General features: G+C 61.3%; 29 protein-coding genes. All 29 read left to right on the forward strand.

The window, feature by feature from the left end; translation table 11 throughout:
- The first annotated feature begins 53 nt into the window (after window positions 1-53).
- Entirely contained in the window at window positions 54-980 is a 927-nt protein-coding gene (locus N8H74_RS20505; protein WP_217832218.1) for a ketoacyl-ACP synthase III, read from the forward strand.
- Window positions 981-1,064: 84 nt separating this feature from the next.
- Complete coding sequence (locus N8H74_RS20510) at window positions 1,065-2,357, forward strand: 6-hydroxymethylpterin diphosphokinase MptE-like protein (RefSeq protein WP_262149849.1); 1,293 nt, start codon at window positions 1,065-1,067, stop codon at window positions 2,355-2,357.
- On the forward strand, window positions 2,354-2,620 hold the full coding sequence (locus N8H74_RS20515; RefSeq protein ID WP_217832216.1) for a hypothetical protein: 267 nt from the start codon (window positions 2,354-2,356) through the stop codon (window positions 2,618-2,620). The genes N8H74_RS20510 and N8H74_RS20515 overlap by 4 nt, the downstream gene beginning before the upstream one ends.
- Window positions 2,621-2,862: 242 nt before the next feature.
- A complete protein-coding gene (locus N8H74_RS20520; protein WP_011333041.1) occupies window positions 2,863-3,714 on the forward strand; it encodes a flagellin domain-containing protein in 852 nt (283 codons plus the stop codon).
- A 73-nt stretch (window positions 3,715-3,787) separates the two neighbouring features.
- The gene (locus tag N8H74_RS20525) at window positions 3,788-4,147 is read left to right on the forward strand and encodes a flagellar protein FlaG (protein WP_217832215.1); all 360 of its coding nucleotides are present in this window, start codon (window positions 3,788-3,790) and stop codon (window positions 4,145-4,147) included.
- 82 nt (window positions 4,148-4,229) lie between these two features.
- Window positions 4,230-5,687 carry a flagellar filament capping protein FliD gene (gene fliD, locus N8H74_RS20530; RefSeq protein ID WP_217832214.1) on the forward strand — a complete coding sequence of 486 codons (1,458 nt, stop codon included), beginning with the start codon at window positions 4,230-4,232 and terminating at the stop codon, window positions 5,685-5,687.
- A 129-nt stretch (window positions 5,688-5,816) separates the two neighbouring features.
- Complete coding sequence (fliS, locus tag N8H74_RS20535; RefSeq protein WP_217832213.1) at window positions 5,817-6,215, forward strand: flagellar export chaperone FliS; 399 nt, start codon at window positions 5,817-5,819, stop codon at window positions 6,213-6,215.
- Between the two features lie 10 nt (window positions 6,216-6,225).
- Window positions 6,226-6,522, forward strand: coding sequence for a flagellar protein FliT (locus tag N8H74_RS20540; protein ID WP_217832212.1), 297 nt, complete (start codon window positions 6,226-6,228; stop codon window positions 6,520-6,522).
- A 173-nt stretch (window positions 6,523-6,695) separates the two neighbouring features.
- Complete coding sequence (locus N8H74_RS20545; RefSeq protein WP_217832211.1) at window positions 6,696-8,171, forward strand: sigma-54 dependent transcriptional regulator; 1,476 nt, start codon at window positions 6,696-6,698, stop codon at window positions 8,169-8,171.
- A gap of 128 nt (window positions 8,172-8,299) precedes the next feature.
- On the forward strand, window positions 8,300-9,493 hold the full coding sequence (locus tag N8H74_RS20550; protein WP_262150031.1) for an ATP-binding protein: 1,194 nt from the start codon (window positions 8,300-8,302) through the stop codon (window positions 9,491-9,493).
- Between the two features lie 5 nt (window positions 9,494-9,498).
- On the forward strand, window positions 9,499-10,890 hold the full coding sequence (locus tag N8H74_RS20555; RefSeq protein WP_262149856.1) for a sigma-54 dependent transcriptional regulator: 1,392 nt from the start codon (window positions 9,499-9,501) through the stop codon (window positions 10,888-10,890).
- Between the two features lie 117 nt (window positions 10,891-11,007).
- Window positions 11,008-11,337 (forward strand): flagellar hook-basal body complex protein FliE, encoded by a 330-nt coding sequence (gene fliE, locus N8H74_RS20560; RefSeq protein WP_217832209.1) that lies wholly within the window; start codon window positions 11,008-11,010, stop codon window positions 11,335-11,337.
- A 15-nt stretch (window positions 11,338-11,352) separates the two neighbouring features.
- Window positions 11,353-13,140: a flagellar basal-body MS-ring/collar protein FliF gene (fliF, locus tag N8H74_RS20565; RefSeq protein ID WP_217832208.1), complete on the forward strand. Its 1,788-nt coding sequence runs from the start codon at window positions 11,353-11,355 to the stop codon at window positions 13,138-13,140.
- Complete coding sequence (gene fliG, locus N8H74_RS20570; RefSeq protein ID WP_065260773.1) at window positions 13,133-14,152, forward strand: flagellar motor switch protein FliG; 1,020 nt, start codon at window positions 13,133-13,135, stop codon at window positions 14,150-14,152. The genes fliF and fliG overlap by 8 nt, the downstream gene beginning before the upstream one ends.
- 4 nt (window positions 14,153-14,156) lie before the next feature.
- Window positions 14,157-14,963: a flagellar assembly protein FliH gene (gene fliH, locus N8H74_RS20575; protein WP_217832207.1), complete on the forward strand. Its 807-nt coding sequence runs from the start codon at window positions 14,157-14,159 to the stop codon at window positions 14,961-14,963.
- Window positions 14,953-16,311 carry a flagellar protein export ATPase FliI gene (gene fliI, locus N8H74_RS20580; protein WP_217832206.1) on the forward strand — a complete coding sequence of 453 codons (1,359 nt, stop codon included), beginning with the start codon at window positions 14,953-14,955 and terminating at the stop codon, window positions 16,309-16,311. Before fliH ends, fliI begins: the two co-directional genes overlap by 11 nt.
- A gap of 6 nt (window positions 16,312-16,317) precedes the next feature.
- A complete protein-coding gene (fliJ, locus tag N8H74_RS20585; RefSeq protein ID WP_217832205.1) occupies window positions 16,318-16,770 on the forward strand; it encodes a flagellar export protein FliJ in 453 nt (150 codons plus the stop codon).
- Between the two features lie 101 nt (window positions 16,771-16,871).
- Window positions 16,872-17,177, forward strand: coding sequence for an STAS domain-containing protein (locus N8H74_RS20590; RefSeq protein ID WP_217832204.1), 306 nt, complete (start codon window positions 16,872-16,874; stop codon window positions 17,175-17,177).
- 5 nt (window positions 17,178-17,182) lie between these two features.
- Window positions 17,183-18,886, forward strand: coding sequence for a fused response regulator/phosphatase (locus tag N8H74_RS20595; protein WP_262149864.1), 1,704 nt, complete (start codon window positions 17,183-17,185; stop codon window positions 18,884-18,886).
- Window positions 18,887-18,916: 30 nt separating this feature from the next.
- Entirely contained in the window at window positions 18,917-19,264 is a 348-nt protein-coding gene (locus tag N8H74_RS20600) for an Hpt domain-containing protein (protein ID WP_217832202.1), read from the forward strand.
- A 105-nt stretch (window positions 19,265-19,369) separates the two neighbouring features.
- Entirely contained in the window at window positions 19,370-20,728 is a 1,359-nt protein-coding gene (locus tag N8H74_RS20605; RefSeq protein WP_262149866.1) for a flagellar hook-length control protein FliK, read from the forward strand.
- 214 nt (window positions 20,729-20,942) lie between these two features.
- On the forward strand, window positions 20,943-21,449 hold the full coding sequence (fliL, locus tag N8H74_RS20610) for a flagellar basal body-associated protein FliL (RefSeq protein ID WP_217832200.1): 507 nt from the start codon (window positions 20,943-20,945) through the stop codon (window positions 21,447-21,449).
- Between the two features lie 9 nt (window positions 21,450-21,458).
- Window positions 21,459-22,427: a flagellar motor switch protein FliM gene (fliM, locus tag N8H74_RS20615; RefSeq protein ID WP_003222890.1), complete on the forward strand. Its 969-nt coding sequence runs from the start codon at window positions 21,459-21,461 to the stop codon at window positions 22,425-22,427.
- Between the two features lie 53 nt (window positions 22,428-22,480).
- Window positions 22,481-22,942, forward strand: coding sequence for a flagellar motor switch protein FliN (gene fliN / locus N8H74_RS20620; protein WP_217832199.1), 462 nt, complete (start codon window positions 22,481-22,483; stop codon window positions 22,940-22,942).
- On the forward strand, window positions 22,943-23,389 hold the full coding sequence (fliO, locus tag N8H74_RS20625; protein WP_262149869.1) for a flagellar biosynthetic protein FliO: 447 nt from the start codon (window positions 22,943-22,945) through the stop codon (window positions 23,387-23,389). It abuts the gene before it with no gap.
- Window positions 23,389-24,147 (forward strand): flagellar type III secretion system pore protein FliP, encoded by a 759-nt coding sequence (gene fliP / locus N8H74_RS20630; protein WP_262149871.1) that lies wholly within the window; start codon window positions 23,389-23,391, stop codon window positions 24,145-24,147. The genes fliO and fliP overlap by 1 nt, the downstream gene beginning before the upstream one ends.
- Window positions 24,144-24,413: a flagellar biosynthesis protein FliQ gene (gene fliQ, locus N8H74_RS20635; protein ID WP_217832196.1), complete on the forward strand. Its 270-nt coding sequence runs from the start codon at window positions 24,144-24,146 to the stop codon at window positions 24,411-24,413. The genes fliP and fliQ overlap by 4 nt, the downstream gene beginning before the upstream one ends.
- A gap of 3 nt (window positions 24,414-24,416) precedes the next feature.
- Entirely contained in the window at window positions 24,417-25,202 is a 786-nt protein-coding gene (gene fliR / locus N8H74_RS20640) for a flagellar biosynthetic protein FliR (protein WP_217832195.1), read from the forward strand.
- 3 nt (window positions 25,203-25,205) lie between these two features.
- Window positions 25,206-26,345 (forward strand): flagellar biosynthesis protein FlhB, encoded by a 1,140-nt coding sequence (gene flhB, locus N8H74_RS20645; RefSeq protein ID WP_217832194.1) that lies wholly within the window; start codon window positions 25,206-25,208, stop codon window positions 26,343-26,345.
- Window positions 26,346-26,447: the final 102 nt, after the last annotated feature.

The following is a 26,447-nucleotide window of genomic DNA, read 5'->3' on the forward strand; positions in this document are numbered from 1 at the left end:
CCTCGAATCCTTGCGAGCGGTGGTATTGGGCTGTTTATTATTGGGAAGCCGTAATGATTGGCATAAAAAGCATTGCGAGCTACGTTCCTGTAGCCGGCGTGGACAATTACGCACAAGGTGCAAAATTCGAGAAGGATGAAGAATTCATCCTCGGCAAGATCGGTTCGGCCTTCCTGCCCCGCAAGGATGCGGACCAGGAAACTTCCGATCTGTGCGTTGAAGCGGCCAATGCGCTGTTTGCCAGCAATCCTGAGCTGAAACGTGAATCCATCGATGCGCTGATCGTCGTCACCCAGAACGGTGATGAAGAAGGCCTGCCGCACACGGCGGCGATCGTTCAGGACAAGCTCGGTCTGCCGACCCACGTTGCTGCGTTCGACATCTCCCTGGGCTGCTCCGGCTACGTTTACGGCATCTACGCGATCAAGGGTTTCATGGAAGCCGCCGGTCTGAAGAACGGCCTGCTGATCACCGCCGACCCGTACTCGAAGATCGTTGACCCGGAAGATCGCAACACCACCATGCTGTTCGGCGATGCCGCCACTGCGACCTGGATGGGTGAAGATCCGACCTGGGCGCTGGGCAAGGCCAAGTTTGGCACCGACGGCTCCGGCGCACCGCACCTGAAAGTCACCGACGGCGTGTTCTTCATGAACGGGCGCCAGGTGTTCAACTTCGCGTTGCTCAAGGTTCCGGCGCATTTGCACGAATTGCTCGACGATTCCGCCCTCAAGGCCGATGACATCGATGCGTTCTGCATCCACCAGGGCAGTGCGGCGATTGTCGACGCCGTGGCGCGGCGTTTCGAGGGAGAGCCGGAGAAGTTCATCAAGGACATGGTCGAGACCGGCAACACCGTGTCGTCGAGCATTCCGCTGCTGCTGGAGAAACACGCTCTCGATTCCCAATGGCAGCGCATTGCGATCAGTGGTTTCGGGGTCGGTCTGTCGTGGGGCTCGGCGATCATCTATCGCCCGTGAGTCGGTAAAAACAGTCGATACAAAAATAGCGTTCAAGGCTAACCTTGAACGCTATTTTTTTGCCTGAAGGGAGCGCGAGGCGTCATGAGCGAGTTTTTCCAATCCAACGCCGAGGTCATCGAGCGCCGCTGGCCGCGCCTGCTCGCCCGTCTGCTGGGTGAAGACAGCACGGCGATCGACGCGGAACTGACTCAGGGGCTGGGTTCGACGCTGAGCATTGCCGGGATTCAGCTCACCAGTCGCCATGATCGTGTTCACGAAGCGCGGGTCCAGGCGGCGAGCCTGCCGGCGGACAAGCCGCAACTGCATGTCTACGGCACCGGCCTTGGCGATTTGCCGACGGTATTGCTGGAGCGCGCCGGACTCGAGCGCTTGTATGTGCATATCCTCAACGGCGCGCTGTTCAGTCTCGTGCTGCAATTGCTCGACCAGCGTCATTGGCTGCAAGACCCTCGGGTGGAGCTGTTGTATGCCGGCGATCTGGCGGACATCTGCACGCCGTTCTTTGCCTTGCCTGCCGAAATGCTGCTGGCGGATGACTTCAACGCGAAGATCCGTGATCGCCTGGTCAGTGAAGTGCACCTGAGCTTCAACAACCGCGAGTTCGACCCGCAATCGCCCTTCATCCAGCAGCGCTTGCAGGAGTGCTTGCCGGTGTTGCTGGCTGACGATGACGTGGCGACCTTGTTTGGCACCTGTGCGGGTCGGGAAATCTATGTGATCGGCACCGGACCGACCCTTGAGGGGCATTTCGAGCGCCTGGCGGCAGTGCGTGGCCAGGCGCAGCGTCCGCTGTTCATTTGCGTCGACACCGCTTATCGGCCGCTGCGCGAGCACGGGATCGTGCCTGACTTCGTGGTAAGCATCGATCAGCGCATCAGCTTTCGCCATTTGCCCTGGGAAGACTCCGACGGCATCCCGCTGGTGTATCTGCCGATGAGCGATCCGCAGGTGTTGAAAGCCTGGAAGGGCAAGCGCTATGGCGGCTATTCGGCCAGCCCGGTGTACGCCGGCCTGCGTGAACGGCATCCACGGGCCTTGCTGCATGTGGGTGGCAGCGTGATTCACCCGGCGGTGGATCTGGCGGTGAAGATGGGCGCAGGGCGGATCACTCTGTTTGGCGCCGACTTCGCGTTTCCGATGAACAAGACCCACGCCGGCTGGAACGACGGTGATCTGGGGCCGTCGGTGAATCAGGCGCGGCACTGGGTGCGTGACGGGTTCGGTGAGCGGGTCAGTACGCAACTCAACTTCCGCGGCTATTTGTGTGTGCTGGAGCGCTATATCGCCACCCAGCCGCAGGTGCAGTTCCTCAACAGCAGTCGCGCGGGCGCGCAGATTGCCGGGACTACGTTCAATCAGGAGTTCGTGCGATGAGTGCGCTGCGCAAGTGTGTCGACGAATGCCGGCAGTGCGCCGGGCTGTTTCGGCTGGGACGGGATGTCGAGGCGGCGTTGACCATGGTCGAGGTCTTCGAGGGGGCGCAGCAGTGGCTGGTGTCCGCGTCTGCCGAAGTCCGGCAGTCATGGGCGCAGGTGCTTACGCAAATGCTCGATTGCCAGGAGCGCCAGGACTGGCTCGGGCTGGCCGACTTCATGGAGTATGAGTTGATCGATTTGCTGGAGCGGGCGCCGGGCTGAAAATGCCCGAGCGCTTTGGCGCGCAGGTTTGCGCCGTGTGCGCTTTTTGACGTCATTTTATTGAAGGGAAAGTGCTGCTAAGTCTTTGTTTTCTAGGGGGTGGCAGGTTGATGGCAAATTTTTTCAAAAAAGCCCTCAAGCAACCTGCAAACCCGACGATAACTATTACGAAGGTTCTCTAGGCCATACCCGGCGGTTGCCAGGGCCGGAAGCCGCAGTACCCAACCAACGAGGAATTCGTCATGGCTTTAACAGTAAACACCAACACCACGTCGTTGAACGTTCAGAAAAACCTGAACCGCGCTTCTGACGCTCTGTCGACTTCGATGCAGCGCCTGTCTTCCGGCCTGAAAATCAACAGCGCTAAAGACGACGCCGCTGGCCTGCAAATCGCTACCCGTATGTCTTCGCAGATCCGTGGTAACACCCAGGCGATCCAGAACGCCAACGACGGTATCTCCGTTGCTCAGACCGCTGAAGGCGCTCTGCAAGCTTCGACCGACATCCTGCAGCGTATGCGTGAACTGGCTGTTAAAGCACGTAACGGCACCAACGGCACTGCTGACCAGACCGCAACCAACGCTGAATTCGCTCAGATGTCTGACGAAATCACCCGTATCTCGGCTGCTACCAACCTGAACGGCAAAAACCTGCTGGACGGTTCGGCTGGTACTGTGACCCTGCAAGTGGGCGCAAACACCGGTTCGGCTAACCACATCGACCTGGTACTGAGCGGCAAGTTCGACGCTGCAAGCCTGTCGGTAGGTAGCGGTACTGTTGTTCTGACCGGTGCTACTTCCGCAGCCGCCGCTTCGAACATCGACAACGCGATCACCGCGATCGACGCTGCAATTGCGAACATCAACGCCACCCGCGCCGCTCTGGGTGCTTCGCAAAACCGTCTGACCAGCACCATCTCCAACCTGCAGAACATCACTGAAAACACCACTGCTGCACAAGGTCGCGTACAAGATACCGACTTCGCCGCAGAGACTGCTAACCTGACCAAGCAGCAAACCCTGCAACAGGCTTCGACCTCCGTTCTGGCTCAAGCCAACCAACTGCCTTCCGCTGTACTGAAGCTGCTTCAGTAATTTCGGAATGAGTTTTGGCGGGGGAGTGCGCTTGTCGTGCTCTCTCGCTTTTTCACGTTAGGAGGTGATGGACATGGACATGAGCGTAAAGCTTAACGTGTCTTATCCGGCTCCCAAGCCAGCAACCCCTGTTGTTGAAAAGCCGTCAGAGACGCCTAAAGTCACCAGTACCACCGATGCTTCGGCTGCAGAAAAGCATCAGGATACGGATGAGGCGAAATTGAAGCTGGCGGTGCAAGAGATCGAAAAATTCGTCCAGTCGATCAAGCGCAACCTGGAGTTCTCGATCGACGAGCATTCCGGCAAGGTCATCGTCAAGGTGATCGCCAGCGAGACGGGCGAGGTCGTACGACAGATCCCCTCCGCTGAAGCTCTCAAACTGGCAGACAGTCTCGCCAATGCGAGTCATGTGTTGTTCGACGCCAAGGTCTGATAGCTGGCATGAATAGTGTTTGTCATTCCGCATGACGCCTGGAAGGGTCAAAAGACTGGCAGCAATTTGAAGGGAGAGGCACATGGCAAGTCCAATTTTACCGGGTACGGGCCTGGGTTCCGGCCTGGACATCGGTGCAATCGTTACTGCGCTGGTCAACGCTGACAAGTCGCCGAAACAGACGCAGATCGATTCCCAGACAAAAACCAATACGCTGAAGATCTCCGGTATCGGCACGCTGAAGAGTGCGCTGACCGCATTCCAGACGGCGATGACCAACCTGAGCAGCAAGACCAACCCTGCGTTTGCCGGTTTCACGGCGACTTCGGGCACGCCGTCGATCCTGACCGCGACCTCCGATAACACCGCAGTGTCGGGCAGCTACAGTGTGGTTGTGAGTCAACTGGCCACCGGCTCGAAAATTGCCAGCGCATCCTTTGCCGGCGGTGCTACCAGTGCCATTCCGAGTGGTACTCTGAAAATCAGTCAGAATGGCACTGATTACAATGTCACGATTCCGGCCAATGCGACGTTGCAGAGCACCCGTGATGCCATCAACACGGCTCAGGGCGCCAACGGCATTTCCGCCAACATCGTGACCGACGCCACTGGCGCCTCGCGCCTGGTGATCAACTCGAGCAAGACGGGTGCGGGTTCCGACATGACGGTCAGCGGTATTGCCGGTCTGGAAATCGACGGTACCCAGGTGATGGCCACCAACCCGGCGCCTGGCGCCTCCGGTGCAGTCAGTGCGCTGGCCAAGGATGCGTCGCTGACCATCGATGGCCTGGCCGTGACCAGCAAGAGCAATACTGTGACCGGTGCAATCAGTGGTCTGACCATGAACCTGGTCGCTGCCAGCCCTGGCACGCCGCCAACGCCGGCGATTGTCAGCGTTGATGCCAACACCAAGGGCTTGCAGACATCGATTCAGGCGTTTGTCGATGCCTACAACACGCTCAAGAGCACTGTTGACACCTTGTCCAAGGCAACGCCGGACGAAGATGGCAAGCTGACCGTTCAGGCGGCGTTCACTGGCGATGCGCTGCCGCGTTCGCTGATTGCCGATATCCGTGGTCAATTGACCGCTACCGGTGCCGGCGGACCATTGGCCGTGCTGTCGCAGTTGGGTGTTCTGACCGACCGTGATACCGGTAACCTGAAGTTCGACACCGCCGCATTCACCAAGACCATGGCCCAGCCGGGCATGACCGGTCAGGTTCAGCAGCTGTTCACCGGCACCGATGACACCAACGGTCTGCTGGCGCGGATGAGCAAGGCAGTGGATCCGTACCTCAAGGCGCCAACCGGCAGCACCGCTACCGGTGGCTTGCTGGATCAGCGCCTGACGATCCTGAACAACAACACGAAGAACATCACCAATCAGCAATTGGCGCTGGATCTGCGTGTGGCCAACCTGACCAAGACCCTGACGGCGAAGTACAACGCCATGGACTTGCTGGTCGGGCAAATGAAGGCAACGGCGAGCAACATCACGTCGTTCTTCTCTTCGCTGAACGCCCAGCAATCCGCGAAGTAACATGCAGGAACGACAAAAACCCGGCTGCGCTTTCAGGCGCGCGCCGGGTTTTTGTCTTTTCATCTAAAGTTTCCAGGCTCGCAGGCGATACACTGGCTATACGAGTCATTGTGGCAAATGAGGTAGAACATGAATCCGATGTTGGCCCTTCGGCAATACCAGAAAGTCGGCGCGCAGGCGCAGACGTCCGAAGCGAGTCCCCACCGCTTGGTGCAGATGCTGATGGAAGGCGGCCTGGACCGTATCGCTCAGGCCAAGGGTGCCATCGAGCGCAAGGATATTCCGGGCAAATGCACGGCGATCAGCAAGGCCATCGGCATTGTCAGTGGCCTGCGCGAAGGTCTGGATCTGGAGAATTCCGCCGATACGCTGGGGGATCTGGACGGCCTCTATATCTACATGATGAAGCGTCTGGCCGAGGCGAATATCAGCAGCGACCCTCGCGTTCTCGACGAGGTTGCCGGCCTGCTGAGCACGGTGAAAGAGGGCTGGGACGCCATCGCGCCTGTGCCTGCTCCTCAGTTTTAAGGAGGTTGTCATGAGTGCCGTATTGCAGCGAATCGAAGATACCCGCATGGCGCTGGTCAGCGCGCTGGCCGAACGCAACTGGGAGGCCATCGGTCAATTGGACCTGGATTGCCGTTCCTGCATGGAAGACGTCTTGAGTGAAGCGTCGCTGGATGAAGAGGCGTTGCGCGGTAATCTCGAGGAGTTGCTGCACGTCTACAAGGAGTTGCTGGAAGTGGCCATGGGCGAGCGCCAGGCGATAGTCGACGAGATGTCGCAGATCACTCAAGCGAAGAATGCGGCAAAGGTTTACCATCTGTTTGGTTAATTAACCCCCAGTTAATCCAGGCATGTGCGCCATAAATTTGACTGTGCACGGTTTTTTGACTTAACTAGTGGCTGTTTTCAGATTGAAGGCGTCTACAGGCACAAGGTGTCCTGCAAGCGTCTCGCTTGCCCACTCATTTCGGGCATTGAGTTGACTAGGGAAGTTGCTATTGCATGTGGCGTGAAACCAAAATTCTGCTGATCGATGACGATAGCGTCCGCCGCCGCGATCTGGCGGTGATTTTAAATTTTCTCGGTGAAGAAAATTTACCCTGCGGTAGCCATGACTGGCAGCAGGCTGTCGGCTCTTTGTCGTCAAGTCGTGAAGTCATTTGTGTGCTGATCGGGACGGTCAATGCTCCGGGTGCGCTTCTGGGCTTGTTAAAGACACTCTCAACCTGGGATGAGTTCCTTCCGGTTTTGCTGATGGGCGATAATTCTTCCGTCGACTTGCCTGAAGACCAGCGCCGCCGGGTGCTTTCGACCCTCGAAATGCCGCCGAGCTACAGCAAGCTGCTCGACTCCCTGCACCGTGCCCAGGTCTACCGCGAGATGTACGACCAGGCCCGCGAGCGCGGCCGGCATCGCGAACCCAATCTGTTCCGCAGCCTCGTCGGCACCAGCCGGGCGATCCAGCACGTGCGCCAGATGATGCAGCAAGTGGCCGACACCGACGCCAGCGTGCTGATCCTTGGCGAGTCCGGGACCGGCAAGGAAGTGGTCGCGCGCAACCTGCATTACCATTCCAAGCGCCGCGATGCGCCGTTCGTGCCGGTCAACTGTGGCGCGATTCCGGCCGAGTTGCTGGAAAGCGAATTGTTCGGTCACGAGAAGGGTGCCTTCACCGGTGCGATCACCAGCCGTGCCGGGCGTTTCGAGCTGGCCAACGGCGGTACGCTGTTCCTTGACGAAATCGGCGACATGCCGCTGCCGATGCAGGTCAAGCTGCTGCGCGTGTTGCAAGAGCGCACCTTCGAACGCGTGGGCAGCAACAAGACCCAGAGCGTCGATGTGCGCATCATCGCTGCGACCCACAAGAATCTCGAAAGCATGATCGAGATCGGCACCTTCCGCGAAGATCTCTACTATCGCCTGAACGTGTTCCCGATCGAGATGGCGCCGCTGCGTGAGCGGGTCGAGGACATTCCGCTGCTGATGAACGAGCTGATCTCGCGCATGGAGCACGAGAAGCGCGGTTCGATCCGTTTCAACTCCGCCGCGATCATGTCCCTGTGCCGTCACGGCTGGCCGGGCAACGTCCGCGAACTGGCCAACCTGGTGGAGCGCATGGCGATCATGCACCCGTACGGGGTGATCGGCGTGGTCGAGTTGCCGAAGAAATTCCGCTACGTCGACGACGAAGACGAGCAAATGGTCGACAGCCTGCGCAGCGATCTCGAAGAGCGTGTGGCGATCAACGGTCATACTCCGGACTTCACGGTCAACGCCATGCTGCCGCCGGAAGGCCTGGACCTGAAGGACTACCTCGGTGGTCTGGAGCAGGGCCTGATTCAGCAGGCGCTGGACGACGCCAACGGTATTGTGGCGCGCGCCGCTGAACGCCTGCGTATCCGTCGCACCACGCTGGTGGAGAAGATGCGCAAGTACGGCATGAGCCGGCGCGAAGGTGATGAACAGGCGGATGATTGACGCCTGTTTTTCAACCGCTTCATTTATAAGCGGTTTTTTTTAGGCACGGGTATTGCTACGTCCCTCGCAACGTTCCGTTTCACTGACGGTCAGCCAAGCGAGTGAGCACAATGCCCCAAGCCTCCCAGATGTCTTCTGTTGCCGATTCTTCGGGGCAACTGCCGTCCGTTGAGCAGGCGAGCCGTCAGGGGCTTGAGCAGGCGTTCGCCCTGTTCAATCAGATGTCCAGCCAGTTGACCGATTCCTACAGCATGCTCGAAGCGCGGGTCACCGAGCTCAAGGGCGAGCTGGCGGTGGTCAGCGCCCAGCGCATGCAGGAGCTGGCGGAAAAAGAGCGGCTGGCCAACCGTCTGCAAAACCTTCTCGATCTGTTGCCCGGTGGCGTCATTGTCATCGACGGGCACGGCATTGTGCGTGAAGCCAATCCGGCGGCCATCGAACTGCTGGGCCCGCCGCTGGAAGGCGAGTTGTGGCGTCAGGTGATTGCCCGCTGCTTCGCGCCGCGCGAAGACGACGGCCATGAGATTTCCCTGAAGAACGGTCGACGCCTGTCGATTGCCACCCGTTCGCTGGATGCCGAACCCGGGCAATTGGTCTTGCTCAACGACCTGACTGAAACCCGCCACCTGCAGGATCAACTGGCGCGCCACGAGCGTCTGTCATCCCTGGGGCGTATGGTCGCTTCGCTGGCCCATCAGATTCGTACCCCGTTGTCCGCCGCCTTGCTCTACGCCAGTCATTTGACTGAGCAGGAATTGCCGGTCGCCACCCAGCAGCGTTTCGCCGGGCGCCTCAAGGAGCGCCTGCACGAGCTGGAGCATCAGGTGCGCGACATGCTGGTATTTGCGCGCGGCGAGTTGCCGCTGACTGATCGCATCACGCCCAATGCCCTGATGCAGTCCTTGCAGGCCGCTGCGCTGACCCATGTGCAGGACCTGCCGATCCGCTGGCAGTGCGACAGCCATACCGGTGAGTTGCTGTGCAATCGCGACACCCTGGTCGGCGCCGTGCTCAACCTGATTGAAAACGCGATCCAGGCCAGTGGCGGTGATATTCGTTTGAAAGTGCATTTCTATACTCGTGACAACACCTTGCGCCTGTCTGTCAGTGACAGCGGCAGCGGCATCGATCCGGTGGTGCTGGCGCGTCTGGGCGAACCGTTTTTTACCACCAAGGTCACCGGCACCGGCCTGGGCCTGACCGTGGTCAAGGCTGTGGCGCGGGCGCATCAGGGAGAATTGCAGTTGCGCTCGCGGGTCGGGCGCGGCACGTGCGCGCAGGTGATCCTGCCGCTGTTTTCCGCTGCACAGGGAGCTGAGTGAAGGACATGGGCATCAAGGTTCTGCTGGTCGAGGACGACCGCGCGCTGCGTGAGGCGCTGGCCGATACGCTGCTGCTTGCCGGCCACGATTACCACGCGGTGGGTTCGGCCGAGGAGGCCTTGAAGGCGGTCGAGCGCGAGGCGTTCAGTCTGGTGGTCAGCGACGTCAACATGCCGGGCATGGACGGTCATCAGTTGCTGGGTCTGCTGCGCGCCCGTCAACCGCAATTGCCGGTGCTGCTGATGACGGCTCACGGCGCGGTCGAGCGTGCCGTCGACGCCATGCGCCAGGGCGCGGCGGACTATCTGGTCAAGCCGTTCGAGCCCAAGGCCTTGCTGGATCTGGTGGCGCGCCACGCGCTGGGCAGTGTCGGCGGCAGTGATGTCGAAGGGCCGGTGGCGGTCGAGCCGGCCAGCGCCCAGTTGCTGGATCTGGCGGCGCGAGTGGCGCGCAGCGATTCGACCGTGCTGATTTCCGGCGAATCCGGCACCGGCAAGGAAGTGCTGGCGCGCTACATCCATCAGCAATCCCACCGCGCCAATCAGCCATTCATTGCGATCAATTGCGCGGCGATTCCGGACAACATGCTCGAGGCGACCCTGTTCGGTCACGAGAAGGGCTCGTTCACCGGCGCCATCGCGGCCCAGGCCGGCAAATTCGAACAGGCCGACGGCGGCACCATTCTGCTCGACGAAATTTCCGAAATGCCCCTGGGCCTGCAAGCCAAGTTGCTGCGGGTGTTGCAGGAGCGTGAAGTGGAGCGGGTCGGTGCGCGCAAGCCGATCACCCTCGACATCCGCGTGGTCGCGACCACCAACCGCGATCTGGCCGGGGAGGTGGCGGCGGGGCGTTTCCGCGAAGACCTGTTCTACCGGCTCTCGGTGTTTCCGCTGGCCTGGCGCCCGCTGCGCGAGCGTACCGCCGATATCCTGCCACTGGCCGAGCGCCTGCTGGCCAAACACGTCAATAAAATGAAGCATGCGGCCGCCAGACTGTCGGTCGAGGCGCAGGCCTGTCTGACGGCTTATCCGTGGCCGGGCAACGTGCGGGAGCTGGATAACGCGATCCAGCGCGCGTTGATTCTGCAGCAGGGCGGTTTGATTCAGCCGCAGGATTTCTGTCTCGCCGGGCCTGTGACGTTCGCGCCGCTGCCTGTAGCGACAGCGGTGCCACACGCTGTGCGAGAGGTCGAGGTTGAAAGCGATTCGGCCGGCGCTTTGGGTGATGACCTGCGTCGTCGTGAGTTCCAGATGATTATCGATACCCTGCGTGCCGAGCGTGGCCGGCGCAAGGAAGCGGCGGAAAAGCTCGGCATCAGCCCCCGCACCCTGCGCTACAAACTGGCACAGATGCGTGATGCGGGCATGGATGTCGAAGGGTATCTGTTCGCCACTTGAGTGATGGCGCAAACGTTTTCTCAAAACGCTGTCGGCGAGCTGGCACCGTTGTTGCTAATACCTGTGTACCCGCTGAGTGAGTGTCAAAAAATTGCGGGCCGCCCAAGAGAGTAGACCATGAGCCAAGGTATTGAATTTAATCGATTGATGATGGACATGAAGGCCATGAAAATGGACGCCATGTCGAAGCCGCAATCGACTGCCGCTGTCCCTGAAATGGCGGGCAGCAGCTTTTCCGACATGCTCGGTCAGGCCATCAACAAAGTCAGCGATACCCAGCAGGCGTCGACCCAGCTGGCCAATGCCTTCGAAATCGGCAAGAGCGGCGTCGATTTGACGGACGTGATGATCGCGTCGCAAAAAGCCAGCGTGTCGTTCCAGGCTCTGACCCAGGTGCGCAACAAACTGGTTCAGGCTTATCAAGACATCATGCAGATGCCGGTTTAAGGACGAGATTGAGTCATGGCAGAAGCAGTCGCCGATAACGTTCCGGCCAAGGCCACCCCGATAGACGGCAAACCGCCGTTGTTCGGCCTGTCCTTCCTGGAAAACCTCTCCCAGATGACCATGCTGCGTCAGGTGGGCCTGTTGGTCGGCCTGGCTGCGAGCGTGGCGATTGGCTTTGCCGTGGTGCTGTGGTCGCAGCAGCCGGATTACCGTCCGTTGTACGGCAGCCTTGCCGGCATGGACGCCAAACAGGTCATGGACACCCTGGCCTCCGCCGACATTCCCTACACCGTCGAACCGAACTCCGGCGCCTTGCTGGTCAAGGCCGATGACCTGTCCCGTGCGCGGCTCAAGCTCGCGGCCGCTGGTGTCACTCCCAGCGATGGCAATATCGGTTTTGAAATCCTCGACAAGGAACAGGGTCTGGGCACCAGCCAGTTCATGGAAGCGACCCGTTATCGTCGCGGCCTCGAAGGCGAACTGGCCCGCACCATTTCCAGCCTGAACAACGTCAAGGGCGCGCGGGTTCACCTGGCGATTCCGAAGAGCTCGGTATTCGTGCGTGACGAACGCAAGCCAAGTGCTTCGGTTCTGGTCGAGCTGTACTCCGGCCGCTCGCTGGAGCCGGGTCAGGTCGTCGCCATCATCAATCTGGTGGCGACTTCCGTTCCCGAGCTGAGCAAATCGCAGATCACCGTCGTCGACCAAAAGGGCAACCTGCTCTCGGATCAGGCGGAAAACTCTGAAATGACCATGGCCGGCAAGCAGTTCGATTACAGCCGCCGCATGGAAAGCATGCTCACCCAGCGTGTACACAACATTCTGCAACCGGTACTGGGCAACGACCGCTACAAGGCTGAAGTCTCGGCGGACATCGATTTCAATGCCGTCGAATCGACTGCCGAGCAGTTCAACCCGGATCAGCCGGCGCTGCGCAGCGAACAGTCGGTCAACGAACAGCGTACCGCCAGCAATGGCCCGCAAGGCGTGCCGGGTGCCCTGAGCAACCAGCCGCCGTCGCCGGCCTCAGCGCCGCAGACCACCGGTGGTGCGCAAGCCGCTGCCGGCATGGTGCAGCCGGGCCAGCCACTGGTTGACGCCAACGGCCAGCAGATCATGGACCCGGCCACCGGCCAGCCGATGCTCGCCCCGTATCCGGCGGACAAGCGTCAACAATCCACCAAGAACTTCGAGCTCGACCGTTCCATCAGCCACACCAAGCAGCAGCAGGGGCGCCTGAATCGCCTGTCGGTGTCGGTGGTGGTGGACGATCAGGTCAAGATCAACCCGGCCAACGGTGAAACCACCCGCGCGCCGTGGAGCGCCGACGAATTGGCGCGCTTCACCCGTCTGGTGCAGGACGCCGTCGGCTTCGATGCCAGCCGTGGCGACAGCGTCAGCGTGATCAACATGCCGTTCTCCGCCGAGCGCGGTGAAGTGGTTGCCGACATTCCGTTCTACTCCCAGCCGTGGTTCTGGGACATCGTCAAGCAAGTGCTGGGTGTGCTGTTCATCCTGGTGCTGGTGTTCGGCGTGCTGCGTCCGGTGCTCAACAACATCACCAACGGCGGCAAGGGCAAAGACCTGGCTGGCCTGGGTGGTGACGTCGAACTCGGTGGCATGGGCGGCCTGGATGGCGAACTGTCCAACGACCGCGTCAGCCTCGGCGGCCCGACCAGCATCCTGCTGCCGAGCCCGAGCGAAGGCTATGACGCACAGTTGAACGCAATCAAGAGTCTGGTGGCAGAAGACCCGGGTCGTGTGGCCCAGGTCGTGAAAGAGTGGATTAACGCAGATGAGTGATAACCGAGCCGCCGTCGCCAAATTGTCCCGGGTCGATAAAGCCGCGATTCTGCTGCTGTCCCTGGGTTCGACCGATGCCGCCCAAGTGCTGCGCCACATGGGGCCCAAAGAAGTTCAGCGGGTCGGTGTGGCCATGGCCCAGATGGGCAACGTCCACCGTGAGCAGGTCGAGCAGGTGATGAGCGAGTTCGTCGACATCGTCGGCGACCAGACCAGCCTGGGCGTCGGCTCCGACGACTATGTGCGCAAAATGCTGACTCAGGCCCTGGGTGAAGACAAGGCCAACGGCCTGATCGACCGCATCCTGCTCGGTGGCAACACCAGTGGCCTCGACAGCCTGAAATGGATGGAGCCGCGTGCCGTTGCCGACGTGATCCGTTACGAACACCCGCAGATCCAGGCGATCGTGGTGGCGTACCTCGATCCGGATCAGGCCGGTGAAGTGCTGGGCAACTTCGACCACAAGGTGCGCCTGGACATCATCCTGCGCGTCTCGTCGCTGAACACCGTGCAGCCGGCCGCGCTGAAAGAATTGAACCAGATCCTCGAGAAGCAGTTCTCCGGCAACTCCAATGCCTCGCGCACCACCCTGGGTGGCATCAAGCGGGCGGCGGACATCATGAACTTCCTCGACAGCTCGATCGAAGGCCAGCTCATGGATTCGATTCGCGAAGTCGACGAAGACCTGTCCGGTCAGATCGAAGACCTCATGTTCGTGTTCAACAACCTGGCCGACGTCGACGACCGTGGCATCCAGGCGCTGTTGCGCGAAGTGTCCTCCGACGTGCTGGTACTGGCCCTCAAGGGTTCGGACGAAAGCGTCAAGGAAAAGATCTTCAAGAACATGTCCAAACGTGCGGCCGAACTGTTGCGCGACGACCTCGAGGCCAAAGGCCCGGTGCGCGTCAGCGACGTGGAAACCGCGCAGAAGGAAATCCTCACCATCGCCCGCCGTATGGCCGAAGCCGGAGAAATCGTGCTCGGTGGCAAGGGCGGCGAGGAAATGATCTAAGCCCATGGACAAGCATGACGAGTCTGTGACGGACCTGATCCGTGCCCGGGATGTCCGTGGTTTCGAATCCTGGGCGCTGCCCAGCTTCGATCCGCCCAAGCCGGAACCCGAGCCGGAGCCGGAACCCGAACCGCCGGAAATGGAAGAGGTGCCGCTGGAGGAAGTCCAGCCACTGACCCTGGAAGAGCTTGAAAGCATCCGTCAGGAGGCTTACAACGAAGGCTTTGCCATCGGCGAAAAAGAAGGTTTCCACAGCGCGACCCTCCGGGTGCGCCAGGAAGCCGAAGTGGCGCTGACCGCGAAGATCGCCAGTCTTGAGCAACTGATGGGGCATCTGTTCGAACCCATCGCCGAGCAGGACACCCAGATCGAAAAGTCGCTGGTCGACCTCGTGCAGCACATCGCCAGACAGGTGATTCAGCGCGAACTGGCCATCGACTCCAAACAGATCGAACACGTCATGCGCGACGCGCTCAAGCTGTTGCCGTTGGGCGTGGACAACGTGCGGCTGTACGTCAATCCGCAGGATTTCGAGCAGGTCAAAGCCCTGCGCGAACGTCATGAGGAAACCTGGCGCATCGTCGAGGACGAAAGCCTGCTGCCGGGCGGTTGCCGGGTCGAAACCGAGCACAGCCGGATCGATGCGAGCATCGAAACCCGGGTCAGCCAAATCATGGCCAAGCTGTTCGACCAGTTGCACGAACAGGCTCTGCACCCGGCCGCGCCGGACATGAGCCTGGATCTGCCGGAAACGCCAACACCGTCGCCGATCACTGACGAGCCGCGTGCGGACGCCCCCGATGCGCCTTGAACGCACCAGTTTCGCCAAGCGCCTGAGCACCTACGCCGAGGCCACCGAAATCGCCGGTGCGCCGATCCTCGAAGGACGCCTGCTGCGCATGGTCGGCCTGACCCTCGAAGCCGAGGGCCTGCGCGCCGCCATGGGCACTCGCTGCATGGTGATCAACGACGACTCCTATCACCCGTCGCAGGTAGAGGCCGAAGTCATGGGCTTCTCCGGCAGCAAGGTGTTCCTGATGCCGGTCGGCAGCGTTGCCGGCATCGCGCCGGGTGCGCGGGTCGTGCCGTTGACCGATACCGGGCGCTTGCCGATGGGCATGAGCATGCTCGGTCGCGTGCTGGACGGTGCCGGCCGGGCGCTGGACGGCAAGGGCGGCATGAAGGCCGAAGACTGGGTGCCGATGGACGGGCCGACGATCAACCCGCTCCACCGTGACCCGATCAGCGTGCCACTGGACGTGGGCATCCGTTGCATCAACGGCTTGTTGACGGTCGGTCGCGGCCAGCGTCTGGGTCTGTTCGCCGGTACGGGTGTCGGTAAGTCGGTGCTGCTGGGCATGATGACTCGCTTCACCGAGGCCGACATCATCGTCGTCGGCCTGATCGGCGAGCGGGGGCGTGAAGTTAAAGAGTTCATCGAGCACATCCTCGGTGAAGAAGGCCTCAAGCGTTCGGTGGTCGTCGCGTCCCCGGCGGACGACGCGCCGCTGATGCGGATGCGCGCTGCCATGTACTGCACGCGGATCGCCGAGTATTTCCGCGACAAGGGCAAGAACGTCCTGTTGCTGATGGATTCGCTGACCCGTTTCGCCCAGGCCCAGCGGGAAATCGCCCTGGCCATTGGCGAGCCACCGGCGACCAAGGGTTACCCGCCATCGGTGTTCGCCAAATTGCCGAAACTGGTGGAGCGTGCCGGTAACGCGGAGAAGGGCGGGGGCTCGATCACCGCGTTCTATACCGTGCTGTCCGAGGGTGACGACCAGCAGGACCCGATTGCCGACTCCGCGCGAGGCGTGCTCGACGGACACATCGTGCTGTCCCGGCGTCTGGCCGAGGAAGGCCATTACCCGGCCATCGATATCGAAGCGTCGATCAGCCGGGTGATGCCGGCGGTGGTGCCGCCGGAACACATGACCCGGGCGCAGTATTTCAAGCAATTGTGGTCGCGTTATCAGCAGAGTCGCGATCTGATCAGCGTCGGTGCCTATGTCGCCGGCGGCGATCGTGAAACGGACCTGGCGATCTCGCTCCAGCCGCAACTGGTCAGATATTTGCGTCAGGGCTTGAACGACAGCATCAGCCTGGGCGAAAGCGAGGCGCACCTCGAAACAATTTTCGCCACAGCGGCCGGCGGGTAACCGCTCATGGCCCTGAGCCGAGCGGCGCGTCTGGCGCCGGTGGTGGAAATGGCCGAGAAGGCCGAGAAAACCGCCGTGCAGCGCCTTGGTTACTTCCAGGGGCAGGTGAAAGTCGCCGAAAGCAAGCTGGCCGACCTGCATGCCTTTCGCCTCGACTACTCGGAGCAATGGATCGTGCGCGGCAGTACGGGTGTCTCCGGGCAGTGGCTGCTGGGTTTTCAGGGCTTTCTTGCGCAACTCGATACCGCTGTCGATCAACAGCGGCAAAGCCTCAACTGGCACCAGAACAATCTGGACAAGGCGCGCGAAGCCTGGCAACAGGCGTTCGCCCGGGTCGAAGGGTTGCGCAAACTTGTACAACGTTATCGCGATGAAGCGCAGCGCGCCGAAGACAAGCGCGAACAGAAACTGCTGGACGAGCTGTCCCAGCGTTTGCCGAGGCACGATGCGTATCCTTGAGCGAACCTTCGATCGTCGTTTTGATCGTGCTTGCGCCTTGCCGCAACCCCGGCCAAGTGCTAAACCTTGTACAGGTTTGTTCATGACAAGGAAGCCATAAAATGTCAGTCGTTACAGAAGTGTCCCCGGACCAGAAGAAACTGACGATTTCGATCAAGGGGCGGTTCGATTTCGGGCGCCATCAGGAGTTTCGCGAGTCCTATGAGCGACTCAACCAGAAACCAGAATCCATCGTGGTGGACCTGAAGGACGCCACCTACCTCGACAGCTCTGCGCTGGGCATGTTGCTTCTGCTGCGCGACCACGCGGGTGGCGACGAATCCGACGTGCGGGTGGTCAACAGCAACTCGGACGTGCGCAAGATCCTCGCCATCTCCAATTTCGACAAACTGTTCGACATCAGTTGACGGCCATGCAGCCGCTGGAATCCCTGACAGTCCTGATCGCGGAGGACAGTGCCGCCGACCGGTTGCTGCTGTCGACCATTGTCCGGCGCCAGGGCCATGAGGTGCTCACTGCCGCCAATGGCGCCGAGGCGGTCGAGGTGTTCCGCCGAGAGCAACCGCATCTGGTGCTGATGGATGCCATGATGCCGGTGATGGACGGCTTCGAGGCGGCACGGCAGATCAAGACGCTGGCGGGCGAGAGCCTGGTGCCGATCATCTTTCTCACCTCCCTGACGGAAAGCGAAGCGCTGGCCCGGTGTCTGGAGGCGGGGGGTGACGACTTTCTGGCGAAGCCCTACAACCAGGTGATCCTCACCGCCAAAATAAAGGCGATGGATCGTCTGCGCCGCTTGCAGGCCACCGTGCTGCAACAGCGTGACCTGATCGCCAGGCATCATGATTACCTGCTCAATGAGCAACGCGTTGCCAAAGCGGTGTTCGACAAGGTCGCGCACTCCGGATGCCTGAGTGCGCCGAATATTCGCTATCTGCAATCGCCTTACGCGCTGTTCAACGGCGATCTGCTGCTGGCTGCATATACGCCGGCCGGCGACATGCATGTGCTGCTCGGGGATTTCACCGGTCACGGCCTGCCGGCCGCGGTGGGCGCCATGCCGTTGGCCGAAGTGTTCTACGGTATGACCGCCAAGGGCTACGGCCTTGCTGAAACGCTGCGGGAGATGAACGCCAAGCTCAAGCGCATCCTGCCCGTGGACATGTTCTGCTGCGCGACGCTGTTGAGCCTGAGTTTCCAGCGCCGCACGGTGGAGGTCTGGAACGGCGGCATGCCTGACGGTTATCTGCATTGCATCGCCACCGGCGAGCGTAAGCCGCTGGCGGCGCGGCACCTACCGTTGGGCGTGCTCAGCCCGCAGGCCTTCAATGATCGTACGGAAGTCCACTCGATGGCGGTCGGCGATCGGGTGTTTCTGCTGTCCGACGGGGTGATCGACACCTGTGATGCGCAGGATCAGCTGTTCGGCGTCGAGCGCCTGCAGCAGTTGTTTGCCGCCAATCGCCAGCCCGATCACCTGTTCGAGGAGATCGAGCAGGCGCTGCACGATTTCGGTGGCGAGGCGCGGGACGACGTCAGCATGGTCGAGGTCAGCCTGCTGGAGGCGGCGCAGGTCAGTCCGTCGGCACCGGTGTATTCCGACAGCGGCCAGTCGTGCCCGCTGGACTGGTCGGTGAGCTTCGAGTTTCGCGGGGCCACGCTCAAGCGCTTCAACCCCATGCCGTACCTGCTGCAATTGCTGCTGGAGGTTCATGGCCTGCGGGCGCAGAGCGGCGCGTTGTACAGTGTGCTCGCCGAGTTGTACTCCAATGCCCTGGAACACGGGGTGCTGGGGCTTGACTCCAGCCTCAAGCGCGATGCCCAGGGGTTTGCGCGTTACTATGAACAGCGCAATGCGCGCCTCGATGCGTTGCAGGACGGCTATGTGCGCGTACACCTGAAGGTAACGCCGGAGGGCGAGGGCGGATGCCTGGCCATTCGGGTCGAGGACAGCGGCAAGGGCTTCGACGTGACGCGGGTCATGCAGCGGCCCCTCGACGATGTCCGTCTGTCGGGGCGCGGCGTCAGCCTGATCCGCCAATTGGGCCGCAATGCCGGCTGGTCCGACGATGGTCGCAGTGCCCACGTGGAGTTTTTCTGGGAGGCTCTGGCATAATCCGCGCATTCTTGATCAAGGAGTGAACAAGTGGCTGAAATACAAGTTGATCGCAACGTGCTGAGCGCGTTGCAGGAAGTCATGGAGGAGGCCTATCCGGAATTGCTGGATACCTTCATGGCGGATTCCGAAACGCGTCTGCGGGAGTTGCAAAAGACTGCCGACGCCGAGGTGTTGTCCCATGTGGCTCACAGCTTCAAGGGCAGCAGCAGCAACATGGGGGCGACTCGTCTGGCCGAGCTTTGTCATGAGCTGGAATTGCATGCCAGGGACAAGAGCCCCTCCGAAATCATCAAACTGGTCGCCGATATCCACAGCGAGTTTGCGGATGTGCGTCCTGTCTATGAAGCCGAACGACAGCGCTCGCTGACGCACTGAGCCGACCGTCCGGCGCTTTTGTCGGGCCATCGGGAAAAGTGGCCCGGCACTTGCAGTCATCTCTCTCAACTGTACCTACGATCCCAGTGCAGCGGAGACCGTGTCATGCCTGCGACCCCTAACATTCTTCTTCAGACCGCCGCCCAGGCCAAGGCTCAAGCCGCCTCCGCGAAAGCATCGGCAGCGGCCACGGAACCCGCAGACAAGGCCTCAAGCTTCGCTCAGGTGTTCGCCGACCAGGGGCAGAAAAAGCCTTCGGCGGTCGCTGACAATTCGGCCGCGCCCGTGCAGGCCAAGACTGCTGAGGCCAGCGGCAAGAAAACGGTCGACAACGATTCTTCTGCCGCCCCGGAGCCGGCGGTTGCCGATAGCGGCAATGACTTGCCCGCCGACAAACCGGCGACCGAGGACAAGACGGCCACTGACGACACAACCGATCCGGCGCAAACCCCGGTGGCCGATACCGCTCCGGTTGATCCGGCGCTGGACCCGGCGGTGGCTCAGGTCGTGCAGCCGCTGGTCGCGGCGCCGGTGGCGCAGGCGCCGGTCGTCGAAACGCCACAACCCAAAGTCGAAACCCCGGCCGTGGCCGCGTTGCCGGCGGCTGTCAAGGATCCGGCAGCGGTCGCCGACAGCGATTTCGATCCGGCGACCGACCCGCTCGATGCCTTGCCGGCCGTGCGCCTGGCCATGGAACAGAGTGGGCACATTTCCGCTTCCAGCCAGTCGTCCGCCAAGACCCCTTCCACACAAAACCCGGCCGACGGCGAATTGACCTCGGCGCAGACCTTCACCGCCGGTATGGCCAACATGCTTGACGTGCAGGCCGACAAGGACAGCACCAGCCAGGGTGGGGAGAAGTCCTTCAGTGGGCTGATCGACGACGGTCTGAAAGATCTCAAAAGCGCCACCAGCGATACCCGGGTCGATGATTTCGCCAACCGGTTGGCGGCGCTGACCCAGGCCGCGACGCCGAAAACCGCCAACGCGGTGCCAGTGAATCAGCCGATCGCCATGCACCAGAACGGCTGGACGGAGGAGGTGGTCAACCGTGTCATGTACCTGTCGAGCGCCAACCTGAAGGCTGCCGATATCCAGCTGCAGCCAGCCGAGCTCGGGCGCCTGGATATCCGGGTGAACATGGTGCCGGATCAGCAGACGCAAGTGACCTTCATGAGCGCCCACCCGAGCGTGCGTGAAGCGCTCGACGGTCAGATGCATCGCCTGCGCGACATGTTCGCCCAGCAGGGCATGGGTCAGGTGGATGTCAACGTTTCCGACCAGAGCCGCGGCTGGCAGGGTCAGGGTCAGGAACAGGCGCAGCAGGGGCAGAGTGGTCGCGCCCAGGCTGCCGGCGGTCGTCTCGATTCGGCGGATGAAGAGCTGGCCGCAACCGCCGTGACCGAAGCCGCCGCCCAGGCCACCAGCGTGATCGGCAGCAGCGCGGTCGACTACTACGCCTGATCCGGTCGACGTGACAATGTGTGGGAGCAGGCTTGCTCGCGAAAGCGGTGTGTCAGTCAGTATTTATGCTGAATTTGACGCCCCCTTCGCGAGCAAGCCCGCTCCCACATTGGTTTTGTAACTCGCCCAATCCTGCCTGCGACACTTCTGGCATAACACTTGCTCTTGCCTTGCCGTGCGACTGTGAAAACCCGATTAGTGACGGATTATTGGCATGGCGAAGAGCGAAGCAGCAGCAGTAAAAGACCCCGCAACCAAAGGCAAACTCAAGCTGATCATCGTGATCGTGCTGGCGCTGCTGTTGGCGATCGGCGCGTCCGTGGGGGCCACCTGGTTCTTCATGCACAGCGCTCAGAGCAAGCCTGCCGAAGCCGCCGCCCAAGCCGCGCCGGTCGGCAAGCAGCCGGCGATCTTCGAGCCGATGGCACCGGCGTTCGTTGCCAACTACAACCAGAACGGCCGTCAGCGCTACATGCAGGTGAGCATCACCATGCTGGCGCGTAATCAGGCGGATCTGGAAGCGCTCAAGGTGCACATGCCGGTGATCCGCAACAACCTGGTGATGCTCTTCTCCGGTCAGGATTTCGCCACCCTGGCGACGCCGGTCGGTCAGGAAATGTTGCGTCAGAAGGCCACGGCCAGCGTCCAGGAAGTGGCGCAGAAAGAGTTGGGCAAAGTGGTGATCGAACAGTTGCTTTTCACTAATTTCGTATTGCAGTAGGAACACGACATGGCCGTGCAGGATCTGCTGTCCCAGGATGAAATCGACGCGCTGTTGCATGGTGTCGACGATGGTCTGGTACAGACCGATAACGCTGCCGAACCCGGCAGTGTCAAAAGCTACGACCTGACCAGCCAGGATCGCATCGTCCGTGGACGCATGCCGACCCTGGAGATGATCAACGAGCGTTTTGCCCGCTACACCCGCATCAGCATGTTCAACATGCTGCGTCGCTCGGCGGACGTTGCCGTCGGTGGCGTGCAGGTGATGAAGTTCGGCGAATACGTACACTCGTTGTACGTGCCGACCAGTCTCAACCTGGTCAAGATCAAGCCGCTGCGCGGCACCGCGCTGTTCATTCTGGACGCCAAACTGGTGTTCAAGCTGGTGGACAACTTCTTCGGCGGCGACGGCCGTCACGCCAAGATCGAAGGGCGTGAATTCACCCCGACCGAGCTGCGCGTGGTGCGCATGGTGCTGGAGCAGGCGTTCGTCGACCTGAAGGAAGCCTGGCAGGCGATCATGGAAGTCAACTTCGAGTACATCAACTCGGAAGTGAACCCGGCCATGGCCAACATCGTCGGCCCGAGCGAAGCCATTGTGGTCTCGACCTTCCACATCGAACTCGATGGCGGTGGCGGCGACCTGCACGTGACCATGCCGTATTCGATGATCGAGCCGGTGCGCGAAATGCTCGACGCCGGTTTCCAGTCCGATCTCGACGACCAGGACGAGCGCTGGGTCAACGCCCTGCGCCAGGACGTGCTCGACGTCGACGTGCCGATCGGTGCCACCGTTGCCCGTCGCCAGCTGAAGCTGCGCGACATCCTGCACATGCAGCCGGGGGATGTGATCCCGGTCGAGATGCCGGAAGACATGATCATGCGCGCCAACGGCGTGCCGGCCTTCAAGGTCAAGATGGGCTCGCACAAAGGCAACCTCGCGTTGCAAGTGATCGAGCCGATCGAGCGTCGCTGAAGCGGCGCCCCAACCCCTGATTCTTTACCGGTTTTTTTGCCCGCCGAGGACAAATGATGAATGACGATATGAACACCCAGGACGACCAGGCACTGGCCGATGAATGGGCTGCGGCCCTGGAAGAAACCGGCGAAGCCGGGCAGGCCGATATCGATGCGCTGCTGGCCGCCGATGCGGGCACTTCCAGCTCCAACCGTCTGCCGATGGAAGAGTTCGGCAGCGTGCCGAAGAACAACGACCCGGTGTCCCTGGACGGTCCGAACCTGGATGTGATTCTCGACATTCCGGTGTCGATCTCGATGGAAGTGGGCAGCACCGACATCAACATCCGCAACCTGCTGCAACTCAACCAGGGCTCGGTGATCGAGCTGGATCGTCTGGCCGGCGAGCCGCTGGATGTACTGGTCAACGGCACGCTCATCGCCCACGGCGAAGTGGTGGTGGTCAACGAAAAGTTCGGCATCCGCCTGACTGACGTGATCAGCCCGAGCGAACGCATCAAGAAGCTGCGCTGAGTGAAAACGTTTCTCTGGGCTCTGCTGGCGCTGCCGGTCGGCGTCATGGCGGCCGAACCGGCTGCCACGACCGCTGCGGTCGTGGCACCGGCGGTCGGCAGCGGCGTTGCCGGGCAACTGACGCAACTGGTGTTCGGCCTGCTGCTGGTGCTGGGGTTGATCTTTTTCCTCGCCTGGCTGCTGCGTCGGGTGCAGCAGGCCGGTCCCGCCGGCAAGGGGCAGGTGATCGAGCTGATCGGTTCCCGCGCGCTCGGTCCGCGTGACCGGCTGATGCTGGTTCAGGTCGGCAACGAGCAAATCCTGCTCGGCCTCAGCCCCGGCACGATCACCGCGCTGCATGTGCTCAAGGAGCCGGTGCAGGTGCCGGTCACCAGCGAAAAAGCGACCCCGGAATTTGCCCAGCATCTGTTGAAGATCCTCGGCAAGGATCAAAAGGATAAGAAGTAATGGGTGCGTTGCGCATCGTCTTGACCCTGGCCCTGATGCTGGCCGCGCCGCTGGCGTTCGCCGCCGATCCGTTGTCGATTCCGGCGATTACCCTGGGCACCAATGCCGAGGGCGCGCAGGAGTATTCGGTCAGCCTGCAGATCCTGCTGATCATGACGGCGCTGAGCTTCATTCCGGCGTTCGTCATCCTGATGACCAGCTTCACCCGGATCATCATCGTCTTCTCGATCCTGCGTCAGGCCCTGGGCCTGCAACAGACGCCGTCGAACCAGATCCTCACCGGCATGGCGCTGTTCCTGACCCTGTTCATCATGGCCCCGGTGTTCGATCGGGTGAACCAGGATGCCTTGCAGCCGTATCTGGCGGAGAAACTCACCGCCCAGCAAGCGGTGGAAAAGGCCCAGGTGCCGATCAAGGACTTCATGCTCGCCCAGACCCGCTCCAGCGATCTGGAACTGTTCATGCGTCTGTCCAAGCGCACCGACATCGCCACGCCTGAGCAGGCGCCGCTGACCATTCTGGTGCCGGCGTTCGTCACCTCCGAACTGAAGACCGCGTTCCAGATCGGCTTCATGATCTTCATTCCGTTCCTGATCATCGACCTCGTTGTCGCGAGTGTGCTGATGGCGATGGGGATGATGATGCTGTCGCCGCTGATCATTTCCTTGCCGTTCAAAATCATGCTGTTCGTGCTGGTGGATGGTTGGGCGCTGATTATCGGCACCCTGGCCAGCAGTTTTGGAGGTGTTTCGCCATGACCCCTGAAGTGGCGGTCGACATTTTTCGCGAAGCCTTGTGGCTGACCACCATGATGGTCGCGATCCTGGTGGTGCCGAGCCTGCTGGTGGGCCTGCTGGTATCGATGTTCCAGGCGGCGACGCAGATCAACGAACAGACCCTGAGCTTCCTGCCGCGTCTTTTGGTGATGCTGGTGACCCTGATCGTCGCCGGCCCGTGGCTGGTGCAGACGTTCATGGAGTACATCATCGGCTTGTACAAAAACATTCCGATGGTTATCGGCTGAGTCATGCAGTCGCTGCTTCAGTTGACCGACACCCAGATCAGTACCTGGGTGGCGTCGTTCATGCTGCCGCTGTTTCGCATCGCATCGATGCTGATGGTGATGCCGGTGTTCGGCACCACGCTGGTTCCCCGACGCATTCGTCTGTACTTCGCCGTGGCGATCACCGTGGTGATCGCGCCTGGCCTGCCGCCGATGCCGGCGGTCAGTCCGCTGGACCTGAGCGGTCTGCTGCTGATCGGTGAGCAGATTCTGGTCGGCGCGGTGCTCGGGTTTTCCCTGCAACTGTTTTTCCAGGCTTTCGTGGTGGCGGGGCAGATCGTCGCGATCCAGATGGGCATGGGTTTCGCCTCGATGATCGACCCCACCAACGGCGTGTCGGTGGCGGTGATCGGGCAGTTTTTCACCATGCTGGTGACCCTGCTGTTTTTGGGCATGAACGGTCATCTGGTGGTGTTCGAGGTGCTCACCGAAAGCTTCACCACGCTGCCGGTCGGCGGCGGTCTGATGACCGCGCATTACTGGGAGCTGGCCGGCAAGCTCGGCTGGGTGCTCGGCGCGGCATTGCTGCTGGTGTTGCCGGCGGTCACGGCGCTGCTGGTGGTCAACATCGCGTTCGGCGTGATGACCCGCGCGGCGCCGCAACTGAACATCTTCTCGATCGGTTTTCCGCTGACCCTGGTGCTCGGCCTCTTCATCGTCTGGGTCGGTCTGGCGGACATTCTCAACCAGTATCAACCGCTGGCCGCCGAGGCCTTGCAGTTGCTGCGTGAACTGGCAAAGGCGAGCTGAGTCATGGCCGAAAGCGAAAGCGGTCAGGATAAGACGGAAGACCCCACGGAGAAGCGCAAAAAGGACTCTCGCGAGAAGGGCGAGGTGGCGCGCTCCAAGGAACTCAACACGCTGGCGATCATGCTTGCCGGCTCGGCGGCGCTGCTGATTTTCGGCGGCATGCTGGCCGAGGACCTGATGGAGTTGATGCGCCTGAACTTCACCCTGTCGCGCGAAGTGGTCATGGATCAGGGCTCCATGGGCAAGTTTCTGATGCAGTCGGGGCTGATGGCGCTGCTGGCGATTCAGCCGATCATGATTACGCTGCTGATTGCCGCATTCCTGGGGCCGATTGCGCTGGGTGGCTGGCTGTTCGCCGCCGGCTCCCTGGCGCCCAAGTTCAGCCGGATGAACCCGCTGTCCGGGTTCAAGCGCATGTTTTCCAGCAAATCGGTGATCGAGCTGCTCAAGGCGCTGGCCAAGTTCCTGATCACGTTGGCGGTGGCGCTGGTGGTGTTGTCCGGCGACGTCGACGACCTGTTGCGCATTGCCCACGAACCGCTTGAGCAGGCGATCATCCATAGCGTGCTGCTGGTGGGCTGGAGCACGCTATGGCTGGCGTGCGGGCTGATCATCATCGCGGCGGTCGATGTGCCGGTGCAGATCTGGGAAAGCATCAAGAAGCTCAAGATGACCAAGCAGGAAGTGCGCGACGAGCACAAGGACCAGGAGGGCCGCCCGGAGGTCAAGCAGCGCATTCGCCAGACCCAGCGCGAGATGTCGCAGCGGCGGATGATGGCGGCGATTCCGGATGCCGACGTGGTCATCACCAACCCGACCCACTACGCCGTGGCGCTCAAGTACGACGCCGACAAGGGCGGGGCGCCAGTACTGCTGGCCAAGGGCAGCGATTTCCTGGCACTGAAAATCCGCGAAATCGCCGTGGCCAACAATGTCATGCTGCTTGAGTCGCCGGGCCTGGCGCGTTCGATCTACTACTCCACCGAGCTGGAGCAGGAGATCCCCGGCGGCCTGTATCTGGCGGTCGCCCAGGTGCTGGCCTACGTCTACCAGATCCGCCAATACCGCGCGGGCAAGGGCAAGCGCCCGGATCCGCTCAAGGACGACCTGCCGATCCCGCCGGATCTGCGCCGCGATTCCTGACTGTGCATTTCGTCTGAAAACCCTTCGCACCTGACAGTTCTGACAGTAGACGGCCACCGGTCCCGGCGTTTTCATGGGGGCGGGAATCGTTCCCGCTGGATG

Source organism: Pseudomonas sp. B2M1-30, assembly GCF_025447575.1.
Classification (GTDB): domain Bacteria; phylum Pseudomonadota; class Gammaproteobacteria; order Pseudomonadales; family Pseudomonadaceae; genus Aquipseudomonas; species Aquipseudomonas botevensis.

What these genes read in the sequence shown, in the direction of transcription:
- N8H74_RS20505 (WP_217832218.1), top strand. Translation starts at nt 54, where the DNA reads ATGATTGGCATAAAAAGCATTGCGAGCTACGTTCCTGTAGCCGGCGTG.
- fliR (WP_217832195.1), top strand. Translation starts at nt 24,417, where the DNA reads ATGCAGTCGCTGCTTCAGTTGACCGACACCCAGATCAGTACCTGGGTG.
- N8H74_RS20540 (WP_217832212.1), top strand. Translation starts at nt 6,226, where the DNA reads ATGAGTGCCGTATTGCAGCGAATCGAAGATACCCGCATGGCGCTGGTC.
- fliL (WP_217832200.1), top strand. Translation starts at nt 20,943, where the DNA reads ATGGCGAAGAGCGAAGCAGCAGCAGTAAAAGACCCCGCAACCAAAGGC.
- N8H74_RS20555 (WP_262149856.1), top strand. Translation starts at nt 9,499, where the DNA reads ATGGGCATCAAGGTTCTGCTGGTCGAGGACGACCGCGCGCTGCGTGAG.
- fliI (WP_217832206.1), top strand. Translation starts at nt 14,953, where the DNA reads ATGCGCCTTGAACGCACCAGTTTCGCCAAGCGCCTGAGCACCTACGCC.
- N8H74_RS20525 (WP_217832215.1), top strand. Translation starts at nt 3,788, where the DNA reads ATGGACATGAGCGTAAAGCTTAACGTGTCTTATCCGGCTCCCAAGCCA.
- N8H74_RS20515 (WP_217832216.1), top strand. Translation starts at nt 2,354, where the DNA reads ATGAGTGCGCTGCGCAAGTGTGTCGACGAATGCCGGCAGTGCGCCGGG.
- fliF (WP_217832208.1), top strand. Translation starts at nt 11,353, where the DNA reads ATGGCAGAAGCAGTCGCCGATAACGTTCCGGCCAAGGCCACCCCGATA.
- fliD (WP_217832214.1), top strand. Translation starts at nt 4,230, where the DNA reads ATGGCAAGTCCAATTTTACCGGGTACGGGCCTGGGTTCCGGCCTGGAC.
- fliG (WP_065260773.1), top strand. Translation starts at nt 13,133, where the DNA reads ATGAGTGATAACCGAGCCGCCGTCGCCAAATTGTCCCGGGTCGATAAA.
- fliH (WP_217832207.1), top strand. Translation starts at nt 14,157, where the DNA reads ATGGACAAGCATGACGAGTCTGTGACGGACCTGATCCGTGCCCGGGAT.
- N8H74_RS20520 (WP_011333041.1), top strand. Translation starts at nt 2,863, where the DNA reads ATGGCTTTAACAGTAAACACCAACACCACGTCGTTGAACGTTCAGAAA.
- fliN (WP_217832199.1), top strand. Translation starts at nt 22,481, where the DNA reads ATGATGAATGACGATATGAACACCCAGGACGACCAGGCACTGGCCGAT.
- N8H74_RS20545 (WP_217832211.1), top strand. Translation starts at nt 6,696, where the DNA reads ATGTGGCGTGAAACCAAAATTCTGCTGATCGATGACGATAGCGTCCGC.
- fliJ (WP_217832205.1), top strand. Translation starts at nt 16,318, where the DNA reads ATGGCCCTGAGCCGAGCGGCGCGTCTGGCGCCGGTGGTGGAAATGGCC.
- flhB (WP_217832194.1), top strand. Translation starts at nt 25,206, where the DNA reads ATGGCCGAAAGCGAAAGCGGTCAGGATAAGACGGAAGACCCCACGGAG.
- N8H74_RS20510 (WP_262149849.1), top strand. Translation starts at nt 1,065, where the DNA reads ATGAGCGAGTTTTTCCAATCCAACGCCGAGGTCATCGAGCGCCGCTGG.
- fliM (WP_003222890.1), top strand. Translation starts at nt 21,459, where the DNA reads ATGGCCGTGCAGGATCTGCTGTCCCAGGATGAAATCGACGCGCTGTTG.
- N8H74_RS20605 (WP_262149866.1), top strand. Translation starts at nt 19,370, where the DNA reads ATGCCTGCGACCCCTAACATTCTTCTTCAGACCGCCGCCCAGGCCAAG.
- N8H74_RS20590 (WP_217832204.1), top strand. Translation starts at nt 16,872, where the DNA reads ATGTCAGTCGTTACAGAAGTGTCCCCGGACCAGAAGAAACTGACGATT.
- fliS (WP_217832213.1), top strand. Translation starts at nt 5,817, where the DNA reads ATGAATCCGATGTTGGCCCTTCGGCAATACCAGAAAGTCGGCGCGCAG.
- fliP (WP_262149871.1), top strand. Translation starts at nt 23,389, where the DNA reads ATGGGTGCGTTGCGCATCGTCTTGACCCTGGCCCTGATGCTGGCCGCG.
- fliQ (WP_217832196.1), top strand. Translation starts at nt 24,144, where the DNA reads ATGACCCCTGAAGTGGCGGTCGACATTTTTCGCGAAGCCTTGTGGCTG.
- fliE (WP_217832209.1), top strand. Translation starts at nt 11,008, where the DNA reads ATGAGCCAAGGTATTGAATTTAATCGATTGATGATGGACATGAAGGCC.
- N8H74_RS20595 (WP_262149864.1), top strand. Translation starts at nt 17,183, where the DNA reads ATGCAGCCGCTGGAATCCCTGACAGTCCTGATCGCGGAGGACAGTGCC.
- N8H74_RS20550 (WP_262150031.1), top strand. Translation starts at nt 8,300, where the DNA reads ATGTCTTCTGTTGCCGATTCTTCGGGGCAACTGCCGTCCGTTGAGCAG.